Origin of the sequence: Klebsiella sp. K5-306 (assembly GCF_051835185.1) — a bacterium.
In the GTDB taxonomy this organism is placed as follows: Bacteria; Pseudomonadota; Gammaproteobacteria; order Enterobacterales; family Enterobacteriaceae; genus Klebsiella; species Klebsiella oxytoca.
Map to the genome: position 1 here is coordinate 15,615 of NZ_JAIFJY010000022.1, position 19,527 is coordinate 35,141.

Below are 19,527 nucleotides of genomic sequence, written 5' to 3' on the forward strand. Positions count from 1 at the left end.
TAGATGTGGAATTAACTGATTATTTGACGAATGAATTCTGACACGCCAGAAAGGTGATGCCAGTCTGGCCCGGAGTACCCGGGCCGTGGAATAGAACGCTTACAGAATATTAGCGATCGATTTTGCCAGCTGGTCTTCAAGAACAGGCTGGGCTTCAGGGAACTTGAGGTTAACTTTATTAGCGTTAGAGACGATGCGAGTCTGGTATTTATGTTGATTACCCGTTTCAGTACTTGTCTGCACTTTTGCGCCAGATGTTCCCTGACGTAATACGGCCACGTTATCAGTCTGAACCTGTGTTTTGGTTCTTTCCGCGATCTGAACATCGGTGATCATGGTGTAGTTCACATCTTCCACCATCGCGTCAGCCGCCATTCCGACCAGACCGGCTGCAAGCCCTACTCCCAGGGTTGCTCCCGCGGAACTGGAGTTGTAAGCGGTAATCCCCGCCCCAAGAGCGGCGCCAGTCACAGCGCCCTCATAACCCCGGCTTAACCAGCCCTGAGACTCACGAAGGTCCATTTTATCGGCCTTGAGCACATTCGCCTGGATCCAGTAGCCCGCCGTATCGGGGTTACTGACGACCTGATATCCCTTTGAAGTGACAGCGCTGGCAATTTTTGCCTGCAGGCCACTCATATCCTTATCGGAGGTATTTTTGATTTGCAGATAAACCGTCTTATTATTTGAAGGTTCCAGCCAGATTGTTTCGCTCATCTGGGTTTTTACTTCCAGATTTCTCTTTTTAATAGCGGTTCCCATTGCACTACATCCAGACAACACCAGAGCAGAGCTGACGACCATCACAGCCATGACTTTATTAAGCTTCATCCTGAATCCTTGTGACATAATCAATACGAGTGAATACACATTCTCTTATGATTTCGGAATGCGCATTCACTATATACGAATTTTAAACGAGATGTGAAAACTAATTACAGTCTAAGAAACCAATAATAACAAAGGAAACTTTTAGCCTGTTAACAAACCACCATAATTGATAGGTTGAGTATGGATGACCAACTCCCAACTTTGACAGATTCATAAATTCCCATAATTAACCCTGACTTAATGTAAATCAAAAGACTCCACCGAAGGCGGCAACACCTCACAGGCGCACAAGTAAACTGCGCACCTGTTCACCGTTCATGATTTCTAACCGATTCAATAACAGACGTCAGGGTCGCCAACTGATAACGACTAAGGTCAATATTCATAACCATAAGTGTTAATAAAAGACTGAAACCGGTAACAACAATAAAAACAACCGCATTAATTCCGTTATATGCAGAAAAAAACGCCAGGCATGGGAATATAGTAAAAATAACTGCTCCATAAGTTCTGCATTTCTTTGCTAAAAAACCAAAGAACAACGACTTTTTCCTGAAAGACTCAGGTAAAGAAAGGAAGAGTGAGCGGGTATTCGCGGTTGCAATGATAGAAAAAATGCCCACAACTGCCGCAAAAACCATTGATGAAATTCTATCAAGACCCGTAGAAAAATCACTTATCCCATATGAAAAATATGATGAAAGTAAAAACCAAAACATAAAAGTCAAGCCAGGCCAGATACAACTCCAGAATGAGGGGATCGTTAAATCCTTCTCAGTCAGAACTAGTTTTAACTCGTCAATTTCACCTTGTATTATTTGATGGGTTAACATTCTTTCCTCCCTATCCCTTTGGTTTCTCGTTTTCTAATTTTGTTGCCTTATCCAGTAGTTCTTTGGTTGAATCCGCGCCAGGCAGTCTGGTTTGATGCTCTTTCTTATCATTATAAGAATTTTTGAAATCATTTCCTTTTGTTTTGTGGTCATTTTCCAGTTCAGCATTCTCTTTTTTCACTTCAACGCCTTGCTGTTGTATGTTTTCACGGGTTTCCTGATGCTGTTGTTTATTCTCTGCAATCATCCCATCCACTTTCTGACCCACATTATCCTTAATACCAGCGTCTTGCGTCATGGCATCGATACGACCAGAATTTTGTCCGTAGTCAGCCATTACCGAACCATTGTCCCCACCACCTGACACCCCAGCCATATTCTGTCCGATGCTTTCACGCCCCTGTTGATACGCGGCATCAACCCTGGGTTCAACCTGCTCTTTGACGAATTCACGCGCCAGTGCTTCACGCTGCGCCGCAATTTCAGGAGAACTGGTATTGGTCAGAATAGCCTCGGCATCCTGTGGAGCGCGACGCTGAACAAAGTTAGCAAACTGCTGAGAGAGATTCTCGCTCATCTGGCCAGTCATGCTCTCTGTGCGTGACGCCATCTCACTGTACTCATGGCTGCGTGTCCGGCTGGTTGTATACTGGTCGTAGCTGTTTTTGGCACTGGAGAGTGACGCGGCAAACTGGTCAACACGCGAGCTGGCATTATTATCGGTGATATTACCCGATGTGGTGGTTTTGCGGCTGGTGAAGTAATCGGATGCTTCCTTAAAGTCTTTCGCCGCCTGGCTGCTGGTATCGTGCCTACTGTCATGAGATTCCCTTCCAGATTCGGTTGTCGAGTCAGTAGAGCCACTTGATGCATTCGCTCCAGCACTAATTTTAGCCCCCCCTTCAGCAGTGAGTCCTGTAGCCCATTTACCCAGTTTCCCGACCAATTGGTCGCCACTACTCCATTTAGCATTACCATACATCTCACCTGATACCGTTCCCTTCCTAGACTCATCCATCAACTGCTGGAAAGACTCCTCATTACTGATGTTGTTGGCTTTCGCATTAGCAACAACCGCATTCCACATCTTGCTTCTGGCCATCGAATCCTGCGAAGACTCAGTAGTATCGGCCCCGGTCGTTGTTGAGGCGCTGTTCCCTTTATTGGTGCCAAATTGCTGCAGACTATTCCAGGCACTTGTCACGCTGCTGTTATAGCCATGCAGCGCGCTTTCGGCCTGGACATCAGCCTCACGGGCCATCTGTTGCTGCGCACTGGCTATCTGACGACCGACGTTGATATCCACCGGCAGTTTTGACATTGCACCACCACTGTCCCAGACCATCGAACCATCCCGCGTCTGCGTGCTCATGCCCCCATTCGCCAGCTGCCGCGACATCTGTCCGAAACTGGTTGTGCTGTTGGTACCCCAGCTGTAGCCGCTGACGTTCTCCATCTGCATGTTGGCGAAAGAGTAATTCCCGTCCACCACGCCGGAGGCAGCCTGCGATGTTGCACTGAGCCCCGATGAAGAAAAATGGCTGTAGGCACTGGAGAAAGCGGCCCCCATGCTCTTCACGATCCCCCACGACAAGGGCGGTATCATCACGGCAATATAACCCGCGGTGGTCGCAATATCCGAGTTTTTGAGCTGAACCTGCGACAACTCAGAGAGAACGACCGGGACGCCATTTTGCTTCGCATAGTAGGCCATTGCGCTGTTCAGGATGGCGAACAGTAATGGCCACGTCTGCAGCCAGATAAGCGCAAACACATACCCCTTTAGCACCTGCAGCGTCATCATGTTAAACATGGCGGCCATCACCATGATCGGGAACATCCCAATCATTATCCCCATGATAACGGTCTGCATCAGCGGAAGTGTGCGAAGCGCCTGGTGCCCCATTGTGGCCTGTGCCAGCCGCTGCTTTTCAAGGGATGATGTGTTAGCCATATTGACCAGACTGGCAGTGTCCCCGCTGCGGGCCGCATAACTCTGGATCCCACTGCGCAGGGCGTTCATCGTGACGTTCTGGCGGATAATCTGCCCGGCGCTCTGTCCCGAGCTGTAGAAGTAATTGTAGCTGTCGCCAATCATCTGGCTGAAAAGCAGATCGGGATTAGGTTTGCCGCCAAACAGCTGACGAACATAGTAGTTCCAGGTTTTACCGCCTGTCTGAGTATCCAGCGCGAGAGCCGATTTCAGATCCCGTGAGGCCTCCTCGCATGTCTGGAACTGGTTGTTTTTGTCAAACACGCCACGCAGTGGACTCGGGTTTGCAAAAATCAGGGTATACGGATCAGGTGAATTCAGTAATTCCTCAAAAGAGTACTTATGATTGAGGAAAATATCGCCCATCACACAGTTTTGTACGTAATCGGAAAACAGCGTCGTAATCTGAGGATTTTGTGACAAAAAATCCGTACTTTTCGCGACCAGATTACTGCCAAATAACATCCCCGTTTTACTGTACGTGACACTGTCCGGCAGCGCGAAGACCATCTCATAACTCTGGATAAGCGCGTTTCCTACCCGCGTTGTCAGCGACGCCGGAATGGCCAGACCAATAGGTACATTATCGACTTCATAGACCTGCGCAACGTTACTGTAATCGATGATCTGCACAGGGGTGCGAATGACAACCAGCATAGAGACCAGGGTGAGGGAAAAGACCCAGCCCAAAAGGTCCATCACGTTGTGTTTTTTTACCCAGTTCCCCGCCACAATGAGTACCGAGATGGCGATACACATCTTTTCTATGGTCGACCATGTGCCGGTCTCCATAAACGCCGCAATCGCGTTCAGGTTGCCCCGTAACCAGTCACCGCCTGCAATGGCATATACCTCAAGCATTACTGATTCCCCCCAAAATGATAGTTATTCTGGTAGCGGGTCATCATGCGGGCAGAGACCTGCTGGCGCATGTAACTCATTTGTCTGTCCACCACGAGCAAGGCGTCCTGCTGAACCTGAACGCGGGACTGGAAAGCGGCAATCTGGACACTCGCCTGGTTGAGGTTTTCCATGATCATATCCATTGTCGACTGGGGATAATTACCGGTTGAGATCATCGCCCGGGCCTGCTGGATAAGTTCCTGAATGTACTGCAGCAGGATGTCGTAGCCGATATAGTCCGTCAGCTGGTAAATAAGTGAGTTAGACACACCGAGCATCTGCGGGTCGACCAGGTATTTGAACACCGGAATGGTGGTGCTGGAGATAAACCCTTTCTCCTGATCCGTCAGTTTTTCATCAGCCACCGCTTTATTCTGGATACTGCTTAACAAAGCGGAAATCTGGCTTTTCAGCGCCTTACTGGAGGTGATGGTCACGGTGGCATCAGCAACGACCTTAAGACACTTATCCGAATCATTGCAGTGATAGATTTTAGCCGTGCCGCCCTCCATCATGGCTTTAATCAGATCCTGGTCAGTGGTGCGTGCCGGCAACGGGGTGATCTCACTGTTCTCACCAAAAATCAGCGTCCCGGTCAGGGTCATCACAAACTCTTTCAGCTCCTTATTGCCGTCAAAGAGCCGGTTTTTGGACAGGGCATCCCACATAATGTTGATGTTCTTCATTACACGCTCCTTGTCCTTATCGCTGGCTTTATCCTGCACTTTGTCCATCTGCCCCCCCACCGAACAGCCCTGACGGGAAGCCGCCCAGTCCGCAAAAATGTTGCTCTCACCGGCGATGTCCTGGCAGACCTTTTGCTGCGCCACCTGGTTGCGGGGGAACAGACCGCCCACAATGCCCTGAGCGGCCTGGCAGGAGCTGAGGTTCATGCTGTTGATGTCGCTGGCCATCTTCTGCAGGAAGTCTTTGGCAGTTTTGATCTCCGGAACCGTGGTCTGCAGGGCAAGGTCAAAGAAGTAGCCCGCGGCGTTGGACATAATTTGTTTGCCGAAGCGCTGCAGCTGCTCGCTGTTGATAAATGAGAACGACCCCAGGTACGCATCGATGCCGCCGCAGCCGGCGTTAATATCCGGCAGGGTCATGCTGACCAGCTGGATCGTTTTCACCTGCGTTCTGGCATACAGCGAACCGCCGGAGGCGTAACCCGCCGCCTGTCCCTGCCAGACCTGCGGCTGGCTGGTATTGGACGCAAAGCCAAGCTTATTGAAGAATTGGTTCATGTCGCCATTCACGTCGGCGGCGGCACTAAATGACAGGCCAAGCGCGGCACCGCAGAAGAGTGACAGAAGTTTAATTCGCATCCTGTCCTCCATTACGCACAGCATTATTTTTAACTCTGTTATTTCTCAGAATAAAAAGGATTTTCAGGTGATGACTGAAAAAATTGAGGATTGCTAATGTCACTCCGGCAACAAAGAACCCCATCCCGACAGCCATCAGCGCATAAGGGATGGCGTACATCATAATATTCCACAGGTCTTTTACTCGCAGGTCACCGCTGGCTATCCAGTCAGCCACGCAGAGATTAAATAAAAATCTCATTATCCATAACAGCAGGGCACCTGCAGTCAGAAACACAATGAATAATTCCAGATAGATTTCCATACGCCTTTCCCGGTGGACAAATTCCGGCTTCAGTTGTTCTATTTTTTCTGCTGCTGTCTGCCCGGGTGCTTTTAAACTGGCTGGAAATAAAAACGCATACAGTCCCGTCGAACGTATATATTTGTTCATGGCTATTTTCCTTAATCACTTGCTAAGACCGGATATAACAGAGACTCAGTGCATCATCTGAAATACCGTATCCACTCTGGCCATAAAGCCCTGTGCATCCGTGGCGCCCTGCAGGATCGGGTACGCTGCCAGCGTGTTCACGTTGACCAGAAACGTGGTCGGGGTGGCCACCGGGATATTGGGGAAAAAGGTCTGCATCACGTCAGGAGGCGCCGGCAGCGCTTCAGGAAACGCGTCATCACCCTGTCCGTCAATGGTGTAAGAGAACACGGAGAAGCCATACTGTCCGGCCAGCTGCTTCAGCACCGGGTCAAATTTATGACAGTATGGACAGTGTCCCTGCATGAACAGCACCACTTTCCAGTCGCGCAGGTCCACCTGCTTTCCGTTGCTGAGTCGTAACCAGCGTGGCTGAGATGCCCCGCTCTCCACCTGGGGAGTGTCGCTCTGCGGGGAAGCCGTTTCAGTACCGGAGATTCCCCGCGGATCCCAGAGCGACTTCACCTCATCGAACGTTCCCGCCTGTGCCAGTCCGGCCAGAGCAAGGGAAAGAGCCAGCGCCGCCAGCGGCGTCTTAGCGATGTTCTTCAGGATGCTTTTCACAGGCTTTCTCCTCTTTTTCGGCTTCAGCAATGAGGGCGTTAAGAATGCGGTATCCCCCGAACACCACCATTCCCAGCCCGAAGATTTCCCCGGCCTGGACGGCCAGCTCAGGCTGCTTTCTGACAAGCCGGGCTATCAGGTGGAAAAACACGCCCACGGCCAGCACCCACATCCCGGTGATATCTAAATCCGGAAAACGAATCTTTCGCATGACACACTCCTTAGAAATTCGGTTTAAAGTCGCTGGAGACATAGAGGAACTGTTTCGCCAGGTCGTCCTGACTGATAAAGCCGTAACTGAGAGGCTTCACCTGGCCACTTTTCGGGTTAACCAGCATCATCGCGGGGAAGAACTTCACGCCAAGCTGCTCAGCCTGGCCCTGGTCCGTCCGGCTGTCGGGCAGCATGGGGTTAATCACGCCGTCAACCGACACCGGTATGACGCTCAGGCCATAGGTTTCGCGGAAGTTTTTAATCACCTGGACCAGCTGGCCATCGATCGCTTCGCGCCCCCGGTAGAAGAACATCACGCCGTAGTGCTGTGCGAGGGTGGAGATAGCCTGACGCTGTTCGGCATAGTCGGCGGCGAGCTGGTTTTTTACCGTGCCGTTGTAGTGGCTGTACTGCAGGTTGTAATCGAGTTCCGGGTTTTCCAGCATCGCTTTCTTCGCACTCATCGAGAACAAACTTGCCTGCTGCGTCCAGTAGTTCTGCAGCCGGAAGTACTTCACGAAGTTTTCAGACGATGGATACAGAATGGCTTCGTACAGCGACCGTTTGGTGGCCGCCTGGAGTGTGGCGAGTTTCTCCAGAATATCCATTTGCGGCGGTGGTGCCGCTGGTGCGGCTGGCCTTTCCTCATCACGGGGCTTCAGTTTCTCGTTGTACCACTGCCAGCCCGCATCTTTGGCGAAAGCCGGCATCAGGGCGCAGTAAAGGCACCCCGCCAGCATGGCGGCATGTATTGTTCGCATGACAAATACCCTTTTATGAATTATTGCGACTGGCGTGACAGATGCTGATAGACACTGTATTTATCGAGCTGGCGCTGTACCTTTCCTGCATCATCACGGGCTTCAAAGCGGTAACCGCTGCAGTACAGAGGCAGATGATTTATCTGAAGGTCCACCCGCTCCCCGTCCCTGACCACCCACGCGGTCTGAGAAACAGTGTCGCACTGGATCCCCCAGGCCCGGTTGGTTGTCATAAATGCGTTAACCTGCCTGTCCCGCCACAGGCTGTACGACATAATGCTGACCAGGAGAAAGACAAACACCCCGACAAACACCATGACCAGCCCGTATGCTTTTTTCTCTTCCATTGACTCTCCTGGTCACATAATAAGGAATAGCGGCATGCTCAGTACTGAAGATATAAAAGCCTGCCGGTCCGCTGGCAGTTTCTGGAAAGCAGGTGAGTACTGAGCGGCCATCTGAACCAGTTCGGACGAGTTAATCAGGAACCTGTCTGTATGCAGAGAGATATCCGCAAGAACAGCCAGCACCATAACATGATGCTCCTGGGGTAAATTCTCTTCATTCAGAATGTCTATAAATTTCTCAATCGTGATATATCGATTCATCTTTGCTTTTCCTTGCATTTATAACTTTCTCCAGGGCTGAGAAAAACAAATAACACACAGACATGGCAAACCCAGCCATAAGAATAAAGACCACACTTTCGACATAATCACTTCCCGACGTCCCTTTGACTGCATCCCAGGAGAAATAAATCACCGGAGAAATAATGATTACTGTCAGTGTTAATCTCAGGACAAAATCAATGGCAGGCTGTTTGTGAAAATTAATTTTCATGATTATCGGTCTCTTTATTAGGCAGCATGGTTTATTGCGCGGATTGCTGACTCATGATTTCCTTAATTCGTTCTTTGGTCTTATTGGTGAGAACATCGTTTTCCGGTATTTTTTGATTTTTCATCAGGTCGTCCATAAAGTTGGTGAAATCAAGCATGTTAAAGTCGATCCTCTGGAGCTCTTCAACCGTAATCCCCCGACAGTCAGGACTGCTGGCTCCGCCAAAACCGATATGCAGCTGACCGTTTCTTCCCTGCTGCTGAACGATCTGCGCCAGTTTTGAGTCGAACTGGCAATAGCTCCTTTTTTTCTCCAGGCAAATCCCCAGAACCTTTTTAGAGCAGAATTCCCCGATACTGACCGTCAGCTTGTCTTTTTTCGCTTTTGCCAGCGCCTTTTCCTCGCTGCTGCAGCGTGCCAGCCCCACATCCTGGCCCCAGCCGCTGTCTTTGCAGCAGTTACTGAAGCCCGCAGCAAACTTCTTACAGAACTTCGCTTTTCCGGTGAAGGCCCGGACATCCACCCCGTTCAGTGCCGCGATGTCCTTCCCCGCGGCAGCCAGTGCCGCCAGCTCAGACACCGCCTGCCCAAAGTCGTTGCTCTTCCCGGACGTGGCTTTGTCACATTCACCATCAAGGCAGAAGACATCACCGCCGCAGATCATTTGTTTGCCACTCGTCCTGGTTTCGCAGGAATACGTTGCATATTCATGCAGGCACGTGCCTTCCTCGCTGGAGAAGGCGCACTGGCGGGATGACAGAGTACAAGCCGTATTTTTCATCAGGCTTTCACAGGAGCCGTTGTCCGCCGGTTGCGTGAGCCAGGTATCCTTATATTTCCAGCAGGCCTCCGTGAACGAGTAATCCCTGCCTCCGAGGGTGATGGTTCGCGTTCCTCCCGGGCTGATACATTCCTCGCCCGTTTTTTTTCCTTCATCCTTACTGAACGGACAGCTTTCAACCCAGACGACTTCAGGTGCATAGACGGTTTCGGTTTCTTCCATCACCAGGGTGACCGTGACCTGTACGGGTTTCTGGCTGGCCGATGATACGGTCCGTGATGTTTTGCTTACTGAAAAGTTCTGCCCAGCAGTGGCCGCTTTGTCCACACCAAACGACTGATGAATCTTCCCCTTCCCGTCATAGGTATATTTCGTACAATGCGTGTTCTGACCGCCTGAACACATCGATTCTGAACGTGGCCAGCTGATCACATCAATGGGGAACGTTCGTTCAAAGAGGGTCAGGCTTTCACTCACTGCACTCTTGCAGCTATCCCGCACCTTCCCTTCGGAATCGCATTCTTCAATCCAGGGGATCACCAGAGGCTCACCATCCACCGAGGCATTCAGCAGACGACCATTGGTCGGGATCGTCAGGTTGCCACTCCATTGCCGGGTACTCCGGGCATAATTCAGCGTCACCACCTGCTGATAGGTTCGGTTAACTTTCTGCGTGGTGGCGTTATCCTTCAGGGTCGCTTCCCGTGTGCAAAAATTTTCCACCTGCAGATCACGTTCGCAGGTATGGTTTGTGAACTCGCTGCGGTTCACAACCTGGGCGGTACAGGACTGTCCGGTATCGCCGACAATGCTGTCGGCACGGGATTCTGTATCCTTTGCGGCCTGAATAAACGGCGCATCCTGAGATATCTGATCCGGTGGCCGGTTTGTGAACGACTCCGTAACCGCTTTGCCTGTGTCCCCCTGGCTGAACTCCAGGGCTGAATCGCTTTTCAGAGAGCTGTCTCCGCTGGCAGTGACGCCGCCGTAGTATTTTGTCTGATTCGGGTTGGCGGTATACCCCGGCAGGTTTTGCTCACCACTGAAATTTTTCAGTGAGTTCAGACCATTGCCCTGCACCTGTTTCGCAAAATCCGAACCAGCTTTATAGTCACTTCCACTGTCAGCGCAGGCGGGAGATGCCAGCCAGATAAAGGCGCTCAGGACTAAAAAATGCGCGGTCAGCACGGAAATAACCGTCTTCATTTCCACCCTCCCTCATCCCTCACCATTTCCGGTAACGCTATGAAGTACGGTCTGTCTTTCATGGCTGGCTCCCGGCGGCATTCGAGTGCGCATCAAGTATTTGCCGGGCCAGCTGTGCGCAGTCACCGGTCTGTGCCACTTTCTCCAGCGCCTGTTTGACGTGAATGTTACCACGTACCACGTCATACCCGGCCTGACACCGTACCACCAGAGACGGCACACTCCGGATGCCGTACTGTGTGTATAGTGTCGGGTCAATCTGCACGCCGTCGGTCACGCCATCCTTCACCAGCTGCAGCACCGCGTCAGTGGTGGTCCTCATGTCGTTATTGACGAGCCCACGCAGTGTCGCCGGAATGCCGTACTGCCGGGTTTCGTGCAGCATCCGCTTCAGCCCCTCTTCAGGTATCGAGAAGGAGACAAAGTACAGCGCTCCTTCTGCCGGCTTTTCCTGATTCGCCGCTTTCTGCTGGCTGACCAGATTATCGATAAACTGGCGGTCTGATTTGGGCAGAGGATTGCGGCTGATTTGCGCCTCAAGCTCCTGCTGCAGCTGTTTATCCGGATGCTGGCGCAGCTGTTCGCTGAGGTTCTCCTGCTGTTTCAGCCACTGCTGGTCCCCGGGAGTATTAATATTGTCAGCGGCTGACGCCGTAGTGCAGAGCAGACTCAGCCCCCAGGCCAGCCCGGTGATTCCTTTATTCATAATTACCTCAATTAGAGAGAGTTATGTGCCTGGCTATTGCTACAGGTCATGACAAATGCATAGCCCTGCATCACATATTCAGTTATTCGACTGCATTTTTTCTCTGAGGGTTGCGCCAATGTATTGCCAGTCTCTGTATTGCTCTGCCGTTAGTACCTTTTTATCCGTGCTGAAAGTGACCCGGGATGTAGTGGGAGATACATCCTGATGCAGGAGGGGTTGCTGGCAACATTGATTCTGTTCTTTTTCCATCATTTATCCTTTTCCTGTCTGACTTACAAAAATACGCAGTTACGTTTACGCCACATCAGGTAGCCATAGTTCTTGCGGGTGTTGGGCGGATTTTTGCCGGCCTCCCAGCGCATCACGCTGCGTCCAAGCGGATGGCACTGACCACTGTCCGGATACATGTTCACCATCTGATAGCGCCAGCGTTCTTTCGGGATGATCGGGGAGGGATATTCGTAACAGACTGCCTTGTCCTTCCCGATACTCTCCATAATTTGTCCCTGCCGGTGGAGCTTGAAGGCCATACGCTCACTGACCAGTACCGACGACTGCAGCGGGCTGGACTCATTACTGACCTGGCCGTTAAACGGGTAAAGTGAGCCATGGCTTCCACCACACCAGAAGAGGACATCCAGAGGCATATGGAATGCACTGGCCAGCGCATCCGCTGCGCAGGCGCCCTGCGCGATGGGGTTGGCAAACAGGATCGCTTCCGGATTCAGAATGGTGGTGAGGCTGCTGTCCACCCAGGTCGGGTCAATCTCGGACAGATAGGCTATATCCATGTCTCCGCCTTCCAGACAGCCTGCCGAAGTGATGATGTTCAGCCAGTACGTCAGCGGGTACTTGTACCAATGAACGTGATAGAAGGCGCCGTTCACCTGCTTGTCGTCCTTTCTCGCGGTCCCCATGCCGGTCTTGCCGAGATTGATACTGAAGCCCCCCAGATTGACCATACAGCCAGGCGAACGGCTAACGTCCGTCATGGCCATCGGCTCCCAGTACCCGATGGCCAGTCCGGGACGAACAAAAAGCGGTGGCGGAGCCGGACACAGCTGCAGGGGACTGCCGGGATTGCTGGTATCAGGCAGGTCGCCTTTACCAACCTGCACGCTGCCGAGCGACAGAGGGAAGATGCAGCGCCAGCACACATCGGTGATCGGGTTAACAAACCGGCCCTCACAGGAGGGGTCTGCGGCGGCGCGGCCACTGAACGTTGAGAACGCGATGCAGATTAAAAAAAACATGGCTTTCATTCGTCAGTTTTCTCCCTGAGAACAAGACGGAGGGCATCGATTTTATTGCGGACCTTTTCCCGTGTAGAGTCTTCGGCGCCCTCCATCCCGGCCCACACCATCAGGGACAGGCAGTCGAAGAGGTAAAGCTGGCGACGGTATGAATCCCTGTTCGTCTGGCGAACGGCGGACAGTGCATCGAGTTCACAAGTCATTTCATCGATAACCTTTTCACTGTTGTATCTCAGCCAGCGGTACAGCTTCTCGTTATCGGTCCTGAGACGCTCAACCTCTCTCTCCAGCCAGCTTTCTCTTGTACTGAGTTCCCGTATGACATTCTCCTGCTTACGGATGGTGGACCACATTAGCGTCAGCAAGAGCATCGTGAGCAGGATTATTAAGGCCAGTATCATCGGCATCGGTTACCTCTTTTGAATAAAACGCAGCCCCAGATCAGGGGTGCGGGACGGGCGGGAAGGTCTCAATATTCAGCCGTTCACCGGAGGGCGCCGGCGTGATCCGCGCCGGGACCGCCGTCAGGCCAAATCGCTTGCTCAGTACACCGTTCTGGTCGAAATAGATCCGGCTGTCCAGCGCTGCGGAGGTGTCCGGGATACTGCCACGCACCAGGATAATTTTGCTCATCAGGGTTTCCGGCACCTGACGCTTCATCCAGGCCAGCTGGTCGGCATCGTCACCATTGATGAAGTACAGGGTCTGGACAAACGGTACGGTTTTAAGCGGGTTTACCACTTCGCCCTTGCGGGCAAACACCCGCCCCTCATTGTCCTTCAGGTCTTCGGTCAGTCGGATGCTGGGATCAAACCAGCGCTGCTCGTATTTCTCCGCACGCTTAATGCCTTCCACCGGCGCCGGACGCTGACTGTTCTCGATAACCCGCTGCTTAAACGCGTCCATCGTCTGGTCCCACTGGCCAGAGGATTGCAGCGACTGCAGACGCTGCGTGATGAGCTGCAGCATGTCCTGCTCACGGAGGGGCCATAAATCCCCCCAGGTACCGAGATCAGCCGCCTGAGTCAGCGGCGATAACAGGCAGGCGGCGAGCAGACAGTCTTTCAGTCGTATCATTACTGTTCTCCTTTCATCCGGCGGGCAATGTCGTGCTGGATGTTGCGGGTCACATCAGGCGCGCCCTGAACCACGGCAGGTGAAACCAGAATGACCACATGATGCTGCTGCTGATACTCCGCCAGACTCTTCTCCAGCGCGTCGTTAAACCGATCAGAGAGCGCTTTGGACTGCGCCTCTGTCAGCTGCTTCTGACTCACACTGTCCATAAAGCTGTCGAGCGTCTTCTTCATATCAAAAGCCACCACCCGCGGCGTGGAGTACTCCAGAACCACGCGTGAGAGAAACGCGCTGGTTGCCAGGGCGAAAAGCACGAGAGCAACGATGACAGGTATCCGGCGAAAGGTATGAGAGGTCGTACTGACCGGTTGTTCGGTGTTGTTTTTCATCACTGTTTATCCTCCATGTCATTCACCGGTATTCGGGATTCAAGCTCTGCCATTTCGTCTTTAAAGTTGCGGCACGCCAGTCCGTATACCGCATCGTGGATATCGACCCCCTCCTGCCGGCGCGCTTGCATGTACTCAAAATCCGGGCCTTTGGAGGAGTACATCGCCCGGCTGAGCGGGTCAACGAACAGGCGGTGCCAGGAGCAGTTCGCTTCCACCTGCAGCATAAAGGAGGAGAACCACTGCTCTTTTGCCGAGCCGAAGCCGTTAATCATGTCTTTCTCCAGCTTGCTGAACTGATCCGGGTACAGCTGGTTATACTTGGCAAATTCCTTCGCTGACTGTTTCAGAATGGCCTTGTACGATGAGTTCCCCCACGCTGCACGTGCGGCGCTGGAGGCGGTCGGGGAGTCGAAGTCGACGATATTTTGCGTGATGGTGATGTATGCGCCGGTATGTCGACGCGCGGTACGGTAGCCTTTCTCGATAAACTGCCCCACTTTTCCATTCTTGAAATCAAGGAGCTTCCAGCCCTCATCGATGACGTTCAGTTTTTTCAGGCCACGCGGTGACTGATACATCCTGTTCTCGATGTAAATAATCAATGAGAACATCACCGCGATAAGCAGAGAGGGCCTCGACTCCAGACCACCGAGCTCCAGTACCACCATCCGGGCGTCATCGTGAAGTGTTGGTTTATCTGAGTTGAAATAGTCCCCGTAGATCCCATTCACCGTGTACTGATCGAGCAGGATTATCATCTCGTCCAGACGGCCCCGGATTGTCGGGGAATCAGCATATTCATCGCTGTCCTTCGCGTCCTGTAAAAACTGCACTACGTCATCAACGCGTGCATGATTACGCTTGCTTAACCAGGCCGCCTGAACTGCCTGCAGAAGCAGACCTTCATGGACTTCATCGAGGTTGCCGTTCGGACTGGCCATCACCGACATCTGATCGCGTATACGTTCTGCTGACATGTCAAAGTGAGCATCATCCAGCACGTTGGCGAACGGGTTAAACTTGAGGGTATCGCCATTGAGGTATACGCCCCCCATGTTTTCACACAGGGACTTATAGCCATCGCCCATGTCGAACACCCAGGCAAACCCGCCGGAGTCGAGCACACTGCGAATGAGGGGCTGAATCAGACCGGTTTTACCCGCCCCGGACGTCCCGCAGACTGCCATGTTGAAATTGGTATTGTTCATTCCCTCGTAGAACAGGTCGATGAACGCCAGCTGATTTCGGTAGGTGGGGGCCAGGAGTCCCGCCGGCGCCAGCGGGCTGTCAGCGACGATCGGCAGGAGGTTGGCCACCTGGAACGTCTCAGCCCGCTTCACCACGCCTGCCGCCTGCAGCTCTTTGAACAGGCCTTCGCCGCATTTGAACGGCATCATGGCCAGAAAATTACGCAGGTGATGGTAGCGGGCCGGGATAAGCTGGAAGCCACCCTTACGGTAACTGTTGAGCACCTGCTGCTCGGTAGCGAGAGAGGCCTCTGCGTTATCGGCGGTATACGTGGTGATATTAAAGAAGTAGGACACCAGGGAGGTCTGGTTGGTCGCCAGTCGCTGGCGGATATCGCCCCACTCCTGCATTTCCTTTATCACGTTCGGAAAGTACTTCGCGTAGGAGGTTTTGCTTTTCTTCTCCACGTCCATGAATTTCAGGTTGGCTTCGTTCTGGGTCTTCACCTGGTCCTCCACCATCAGCGTCAGCGTGATGACAAAGGGGCAGGAGATGGAGAGCTCCGGGTTCAGCAGGTTGGCGTAGTTGTCCGCATTGGACCAGAGGAAGGCCATTTCCGGATCTTTCTCCAGATGGTAGCTCGTCACCCGGGTCACGCACTCTTTCCCGTCGCGCCCCAGGCGGCCAATTTTCAGATGACCGGCCGTGACCTTCATATCAAAGCTGTCATCGACACACTGATAGTTCAGATCCTGATAGGGGTCCAGCTTATACGGTACGCGGTACATCTCGTGCGGGTCCGGGTTAATCAGCTCACGCATCAGTTCGACCAGCCCGGCCGCATCAAGGATACGCGTCGGAATGTAAGCCCCGCCCAGTGACGCCCGCAGGATTTTTATCTGGTTCTCCATCTCCACAATTTGCGTGGCGGAGTTCTTCTTCCGGGGCACGCAGCAGGAGATGTACACGCGGTAGTTACGCAGCGTCAGGGGCAAATCCAGATTGTCCGGCAGGGGAAATTGTGTTTCCGCCGCCCGGAGATAGTAGGCGCGGGTAATGGCGTTAAACTTTTTAGCCTGTTTACCACTCCAGCGGAATTCACGCAGACCGTAGTCGATATCATTGCCGACCAGTTTGCTGGAGACCAGATGAAAACTGACCGGGACGCCCCGGGGAAGTTTGCTGCGCAGTAAATGCTCCAGTGTGGCGACGATACTTTTATCCGCACCGGGTAAAGGACGCGCCTCAAACATAAAACCGACGGTTTTGTTATTAATAAACAGACCGGTCGCGGAATCATAATCCTTATAGGGCAGAATACGGCTGAACTGGGGGAAATTCATGCTGCCCAGCGTGTCATTGGCTTTTGCAGATTCGTCGGGCAGCTTCAGTGCTGATACCAGTGAATTCACAGTCTGGGTGACGGCATCGATGATGTTATTACTCATGCAGGCGTTCCTTTAAGAGCATTTCAAAATAACAAGGGTAATAAATGGCAAGAAGAATATTCACAGCCGCACTAGAAACTCCTCCTTATAATGGAAAGCACAGGAATGAAAAACAATAAACACATGGAGGCGATAATCTGACCCATAAAGATCGAATCCAACAACACCTCCCCTTGCCACAAACAAATAAGCAGAGTGATAAATAATAAAACCACATGAAAGAAAACAATCAGGAACAGAATGTTCGCTGAGAATTCGCCATCACCAACTTCCACCTCTAAGCAGAAAAAATAAAATACACACAAACTACAGATAATATAGACGCCTTCATGTCGAATACCCTGAAGGAAATCAGCAGAAAAGTCTCCTGCCAGTCCATTGTAAGTCAGTCTGGCTCCCAGATAGATGAGCCAGTAGACTGGAGGGGTAAACAAAAATCCATACTTTCGAAGAAACAGCATCATATCCATCCCCTGATTATTTGCTCATATCGTTCAGTGCGTTAAGTTGTTTTTCACGTACTGCTTTAATCTCTTTTTTATCCTTGCATTCTGATGCCATCTTTTTTGCGTCACCAAAAGTTAATGTCGCTGACGAAGTCACATTATTAGTTTGAAGAGCCATCCGAAAAGCCTCACCCGCACAAGGCGCATCATGAATAATACTTTGCAGTTGTTCTGGAGTGGCGGGCTGCATATCGCGAAAATCTTCATACTGAACAAAAAAACATCCAGCTGAAGCAAAAAAAAGAAGAACCCAAAAAATACCATATAGCAGATCAAAACGTTTCAATTCTTGCCTTTCTTTTTCATCGGCCTTTCTTATTAAATCCCGAGAGCGCTCTTCAATTTCTTGTTGTCTTTCCATTGTTCCATCCCTACCGGTCAATCCAGTTTATTAATCAGCATTTCATTTTGAGTTAGCTTTATATAATTCCCACTGATGGATATAGGAATAATACTGCCCACCAGGCACATTAATGATGATGCCATCACAGTCCAGTTTATTAACAGGGCTGGTAAAAGCGCCTGTCGGCATGTTTACCTCAAGTGTCCGGCAGTCATCTTTCCAGTGTCTACCTGCTTCAAGTTCATCCATCGAAAATGAGTGAATGGAGATAACGAACATCCCGGAAAACCCAACCACCGCTATAAGCGCACAGTATATGAATGTATCGCCTCTGTTAACTCGAAGATTGAATTTTTCAGGGATGGCAACCATTGCCAGCGCACCGACCAAACCAATAACAAAAAGAATCAGGCATATACCGTTAAGCCATGCAACGTTATGTCCAAGTATATAGTACGCTTTCACTTTCTTATTCCTTATGCTGCATACTTTCAAATAACGTGAGATTGTTAACACTGACCACCGGTCTTACTATTCACCCGCCCCCATCCGATCAAAGTAATAAATCAAGACATAAAACATATAAAAGATCACTGTGGCTGAAAAAAATCCCGTTATTACTGATAGCGTCAAATCAGGAGAACCGGCCCACATATTTTTATCCATGAATACCATTAAAGAAAATAAAGCACTGAGACCTGTAAGCCCAAACAACATTAAAATATAGGCAAGCGCATCTCTTATAAAAACACCAATAATTACATAGCCGTAACCGCAGATAATGATTGCCATTGCAAAAAAAAGTCGAACAAAACCATCAAAACTTAACTGGTATTCAGCCATTTACCCACCCTCACTCAATGTTTCTATCACGCTGCTCAAAGGCTCGCGGGTTTTAATTTCAATGCACTCTCCTGTATTACTTCCGTAACCTCTGCCACCACGTGCTTCGAGTACCCGTAGCATTTTTATGCAGACATCTGTATTAGGCATGGGAGTAATATCCCAAATTCCACCACCACTACTCGGCGTCATCAGCACCAGAAAAATAAAGGCATGCATACTTTATTGCCTCTGTTTATATATTAACGAATGAATATTTCTTTCATTGCCTCTGCGATAGTTGTTTGCTTATCGCCCCTTATCGCTCTGTCATAATCAGCCTTGCTGACATTTTCAATAACATCACCACACTGAAGTCTATTTTGCGCTGGAGAGAAAACCCTTTATCAATATTAGTCTCAAGCAACCGGCAGTCATTTTTCCAGTGATGAGAAAGAACTTCGGGCACTGTATTACTGTCACTAGAAAAAAGCAGGCGATAACCTGTCAATAAAAACACCAGCGCCATCGTCCATTTGAATAATTCATCCATAACGTTACTTACCTTCCGTACTAAGTTTATTAATCTCTGCCTTATCTCTGTATCTCACATCCATATACCGTGTTACGCCATCCGGGCAAGACCAGGCATCTTTTGCTTTAGCCAGAAACCCTGCCTGCTGCGCTTCAAATGCGGAGACTCTGCAATTTCTAAGCGTATAAATGATATTTTCTTTCCTGTTTATAATTTGTTTATATGTTGACTCAGGATCAAGAACTCCTGTTGCTGTAGTAATCATACTCACCATACACAGTATCACACTGAGGGTTTTACCCCACCAGGATGTGATTACTCTCTGAAAAAAGGAAGACACGATTACGGCAGAACCAACAATAAGAATCAACATAAAAATATATGACGAATCTTCGCGCAAAAGCAGCCATAGATATTTCATTGAGTCAGTCATTTTTCAAATTCTTTCATTTTTCGTTATCGACGTTCATTTCACACGCTACCGCCCATCCCTTTCAACGCAGAGGGCACTCGTTATAATTCAGAAATGGAA

At 50.7% G+C, this 19,527-nt stretch carries 25 protein-coding genes and 1 pseudogene; all 26 read right to left on the minus strand.

Annotated features, from left to right (window positions below):
* Positions 1-99: 99 nt before the first annotated feature.
* The gene (gene traT, locus K2184_RS25030) at positions 100-831 is read right to left on the minus strand and encodes a conjugal transfer complement resistance protein TraT (protein ID WP_032329926.1); all 732 of its coding nucleotides are present in this window, start codon (positions 829-831) and stop codon (positions 100-102) included.
* Positions 832-1,139: 308 nt separating this feature from the next.
* Entirely contained in the window at positions 1,140-1,664 is a 525-nt protein-coding gene (locus tag K2184_RS25035) for a hypothetical protein (protein ID WP_015065538.1), read from the minus strand.
* A 10-nt stretch (positions 1,665-1,674) separates the two neighbouring features.
* Positions 1,675-4,518: a conjugal transfer mating-pair stabilization protein TraG gene (gene traG, locus K2184_RS25040; RefSeq protein ID WP_023157999.1), complete on the minus strand. Its 2,844-nt coding sequence runs from the start codon at positions 4,516-4,518 to the stop codon at positions 1,675-1,677.
* A complete protein-coding gene (traH, locus tag K2184_RS25045) occupies positions 4,518-5,897 on the minus strand; it encodes a conjugal transfer pilus assembly protein TraH (RefSeq protein WP_023158000.1) in 1,380 nt (459 codons plus the stop codon). The genes traG and traH overlap by 1 nt, the downstream gene beginning before the upstream one ends.
* Positions 5,875-6,318, minus strand: coding sequence for an F-type conjugal transfer protein TrbF (gene trbF / locus K2184_RS25050; RefSeq protein WP_023158001.1), 444 nt, complete (start codon positions 6,316-6,318; stop codon positions 5,875-5,877). The genes traH and trbF overlap by 23 nt, the downstream gene beginning before the upstream one ends.
* Positions 6,319-6,363: 45 nt before the next feature.
* The gene (trbB, locus tag K2184_RS25055; RefSeq protein WP_023158002.1) at positions 6,364-6,921 is read right to left on the minus strand and encodes a type-F conjugative transfer system pilin assembly thiol-disulfide isomerase TrbB; all 558 of its coding nucleotides are present in this window, start codon (positions 6,919-6,921) and stop codon (positions 6,364-6,366) included.
* Positions 6,893-7,132: a type-F conjugative transfer system pilin chaperone TraQ gene (traQ, locus tag K2184_RS25060; RefSeq protein ID WP_023158003.1), complete on the minus strand. Its 240-nt coding sequence runs from the start codon at positions 7,130-7,132 to the stop codon at positions 6,893-6,895. Before traQ ends, trbB begins: the two co-directional genes overlap by 29 nt.
* Positions 7,133-7,142: 10 nt before the next feature.
* Positions 7,143-7,895, minus strand: coding sequence for a type-F conjugative transfer system pilin assembly protein TraF (gene traF / locus K2184_RS25065; RefSeq protein ID WP_015065535.1), 753 nt, complete (start codon positions 7,893-7,895; stop codon positions 7,143-7,145).
* Positions 7,896-7,915: 20 nt separating this feature from the next.
* Positions 7,916-8,242, minus strand: coding sequence for a hypothetical protein (locus K2184_RS25070; RefSeq protein ID WP_015065534.1), 327 nt, complete (start codon positions 8,240-8,242; stop codon positions 7,916-7,918).
* 12 nt (positions 8,243-8,254) lie between these two features.
* On the minus strand, positions 8,255-8,503 hold the full coding sequence (locus K2184_RS25075; RefSeq protein WP_004152675.1) for a hypothetical protein: 249 nt from the start codon (positions 8,501-8,503) through the stop codon (positions 8,255-8,257).
* Positions 8,481-8,735, minus strand: a complete 255-nt coding sequence (locus K2184_RS25080) for a conjugal transfer protein TrbE (RefSeq protein WP_015065558.1) — start codon at positions 8,733-8,735, stop codon at positions 8,481-8,483. Before K2184_RS25080 ends, K2184_RS25075 begins: the two co-directional genes overlap by 23 nt.
* Before the next feature lie 31 nt (positions 8,736-8,766).
* Positions 8,767-10,722 (minus strand): type-F conjugative transfer system mating-pair stabilization protein TraN, encoded by a 1,956-nt coding sequence (gene traN / locus K2184_RS25085; RefSeq protein WP_015065533.1) that lies wholly within the window; start codon positions 10,720-10,722, stop codon positions 8,767-8,769.
* A 58-nt stretch (positions 10,723-10,780) separates the two neighbouring features.
* Positions 10,781-11,428 carry a type-F conjugative transfer system pilin assembly protein TrbC gene (gene trbC / locus K2184_RS25090; RefSeq protein WP_015632510.1) on the minus strand — a complete coding sequence of 216 codons (648 nt, stop codon included), beginning with the start codon at positions 11,426-11,428 and terminating at the stop codon, positions 10,781-10,783.
* A gap of 78 nt (positions 11,429-11,506) precedes the next feature.
* Positions 11,507-11,683, minus strand: a complete 177-nt coding sequence (locus K2184_RS25095; protein WP_162866177.1) for a hypothetical protein — start codon at positions 11,681-11,683, stop codon at positions 11,507-11,509.
* A 20-nt stretch (positions 11,684-11,703) separates the two neighbouring features.
* A complete protein-coding gene (gene traU / locus K2184_RS25100; RefSeq protein ID WP_015632509.1) occupies positions 11,704-12,693 on the minus strand; it encodes a conjugal transfer pilus assembly protein TraU in 990 nt (329 codons plus the stop codon).
* Positions 12,690-13,091: a hypothetical protein gene (locus K2184_RS25105; RefSeq protein ID WP_023158005.1), complete on the minus strand. Its 402-nt coding sequence runs from the start codon at positions 13,089-13,091 to the stop codon at positions 12,690-12,692. Before K2184_RS25105 ends, traU begins: the two co-directional genes overlap by 4 nt.
* A 34-nt stretch (positions 13,092-13,125) precedes the next feature.
* Positions 13,126-13,761, minus strand: coding sequence for a type-F conjugative transfer system protein TraW (traW, locus tag K2184_RS25110; protein WP_023158006.1), 636 nt, complete (start codon positions 13,759-13,761; stop codon positions 13,126-13,128).
* Positions 13,761-14,150, minus strand: a complete 390-nt coding sequence (gene trbI, locus K2184_RS25115; RefSeq protein WP_004167468.1) for a type-F conjugative transfer system protein TrbI — start codon at positions 14,148-14,150, stop codon at positions 13,761-13,763. The genes traW and trbI overlap by 1 nt, the downstream gene beginning before the upstream one ends.
* Entirely contained in the window at positions 14,150-16,789 is a 2,640-nt protein-coding gene (traC, locus tag K2184_RS25120) for a type IV secretion system protein TraC (RefSeq protein WP_023158007.1), read from the minus strand. The genes trbI and traC overlap by 1 nt, the downstream gene beginning before the upstream one ends.
* A gap of 71 nt (positions 16,790-16,860) precedes the next feature.
* On the minus strand, positions 16,861-17,259 hold the full coding sequence (locus tag K2184_RS25125) for a hypothetical protein (RefSeq protein WP_023158008.1): 399 nt from the start codon (positions 17,257-17,259) through the stop codon (positions 16,861-16,863).
* 7 nt (positions 17,260-17,266) lie between these two features.
* Positions 17,267-17,656 (minus strand): hypothetical protein, encoded by a 390-nt coding sequence (locus K2184_RS25130; protein ID WP_023158009.1) that lies wholly within the window; start codon positions 17,654-17,656, stop codon positions 17,267-17,269.
* Between the two features lie 42 nt (positions 17,657-17,698).
* Positions 17,699-18,103, minus strand: a complete 405-nt coding sequence (locus K2184_RS25135) for a hypothetical protein (protein WP_016831042.1) — start codon at positions 18,101-18,103, stop codon at positions 17,699-17,701.
* A gap of 66 nt (positions 18,104-18,169) precedes the next feature.
* A complete protein-coding gene (locus K2184_RS25140; protein ID WP_014386200.1) occupies positions 18,170-18,481 on the minus strand; it encodes a hypothetical protein in 312 nt (103 codons plus the stop codon).
* Positions 18,482-18,700: a hypothetical protein gene (locus K2184_RS25145; protein WP_014386199.1), complete on the minus strand. Its 219-nt coding sequence runs from the start codon at positions 18,698-18,700 to the stop codon at positions 18,482-18,484. It lies immediately after the preceding gene.
* A gap of 23 nt (positions 18,701-18,723) precedes the next feature.
* Positions 18,724-19,013 (minus strand): annotated as a pseudogene (locus K2184_RS25150) (hypothetical protein).
* 4 nt (positions 19,014-19,017) lie between these two features.
* A complete protein-coding gene (locus tag K2184_RS25155) occupies positions 19,018-19,428 on the minus strand; it encodes a hypothetical protein (protein WP_016831039.1) in 411 nt (136 codons plus the stop codon).
* Between the last annotated feature and the right edge of the window lie 99 nt (positions 19,429-19,527).

Bases quoted from the DNA above. Each gene is read 5' to 3' on its own strand.
- trbC (WP_015632510.1), bottom strand. From the start codon at position 11,428: ATGAATAAAGGAATCACCGGGCTGGCCTGGGGGCTGAGTCTGCTCTGC.
- traG (WP_023157999.1), bottom strand. From the start codon at position 4,518: ATGCTTGAGGTATATGCCATTGCAGGCGGTGACTGGTTACGGGGCAAC.
- trbF (WP_023158001.1), bottom strand. From the start codon at position 6,318: ATGAACAAATATATACGTTCGACGGGACTGTATGCGTTTTTATTTCCA.
- K2184_RS25130 (WP_023158009.1), bottom strand. From the start codon at position 17,656: ATGGAAAGACAACAAGAAATTGAAGAGCGCTCTCGGGATTTAATAAGA.
- traW (WP_023158006.1), bottom strand. From the start codon at position 13,761: ATGATACGACTGAAAGACTGTCTGCTCGCCGCCTGCCTGTTATCGCCG.
- K2184_RS25145 (WP_014386199.1), bottom strand. From the start codon at position 18,700: ATGCATGCCTTTATTTTTCTGGTGCTGATGACGCCGAGTAGTGGTGGT.
- K2184_RS25105 (WP_023158005.1), bottom strand. From the start codon at position 13,091: ATGCCGATGATACTGGCCTTAATAATCCTGCTCACGATGCTCTTGCTG.
- traN (WP_015065533.1), bottom strand. From the start codon at position 10,722: ATGAAGACGGTTATTTCCGTGCTGACCGCGCATTTTTTAGTCCTGAGC.
- K2184_RS25035 (WP_015065538.1), bottom strand. From the start codon at position 1,664: ATGTTAACCCATCAAATAATACAAGGTGAAATTGACGAGTTAAAACTA.
- traT (WP_032329926.1), bottom strand. From the start codon at position 831: ATGAAGCTTAATAAAGTCATGGCTGTGATGGTCGTCAGCTCTGCTCTG.
- traF (WP_015065535.1), bottom strand. From the start codon at position 7,895: ATGCGAACAATACATGCCGCCATGCTGGCGGGGTGCCTTTACTGCGCC.
- K2184_RS25070 (WP_015065534.1), bottom strand. From the start codon at position 8,242: ATGGAAGAGAAAAAAGCATACGGGCTGGTCATGGTGTTTGTCGGGGTG.
- trbI (WP_004167468.1), bottom strand. From the start codon at position 14,150: ATGAAAAACAACACCGAACAACCGGTCAGTACGACCTCTCATACCTTT.
- K2184_RS25155 (WP_016831039.1), bottom strand. From the start codon at position 19,428: ATGACTGACTCAATGAAATATCTATGGCTGCTTTTGCGCGAAGATTCG.
- traH (WP_023158000.1), bottom strand. From the start codon at position 5,897: ATGGAGGACAGGATGCGAATTAAACTTCTGTCACTCTTCTGCGGTGCC.
- K2184_RS25075 (WP_004152675.1), bottom strand. From the start codon at position 8,503: ATGAATCGATATATCACGATTGAGAAATTTATAGACATTCTGAATGAA.
- traQ (WP_023158003.1), bottom strand. From the start codon at position 7,132: ATGCGAAAGATTCGTTTTCCGGATTTAGATATCACCGGGATGTGGGTG.
- K2184_RS25095 (WP_162866177.1), bottom strand. From the start codon at position 11,683: ATGATGGAAAAAGAACAGAATCAATGTTGCCAGCAACCCCTCCTGCAT.
- K2184_RS25125 (WP_023158008.1), bottom strand. From the start codon at position 17,259: ATGGATATGATGCTGTTTCTTCGAAAGTATGGATTTTTGTTTACCCCT.
- K2184_RS25140 (WP_014386200.1), bottom strand. From the start codon at position 18,481: ATGGCTGAATACCAGTTAAGTTTTGATGGTTTTGTTCGACTTTTTTTT.
- traU (WP_015632509.1), bottom strand. From the start codon at position 12,693: ATGAAAGCCATGTTTTTTTTAATCTGCATCGCGTTCTCAACGTTCAGT.
- K2184_RS25080 (WP_015065558.1), bottom strand. From the start codon at position 8,735: ATGAAAATTAATTTTCACAAACAGCCTGCCATTGATTTTGTCCTGAGA.
- traC (WP_023158007.1), bottom strand. From the start codon at position 16,789: ATGAGTAATAACATCATCGATGCCGTCACCCAGACTGTGAATTCACTG.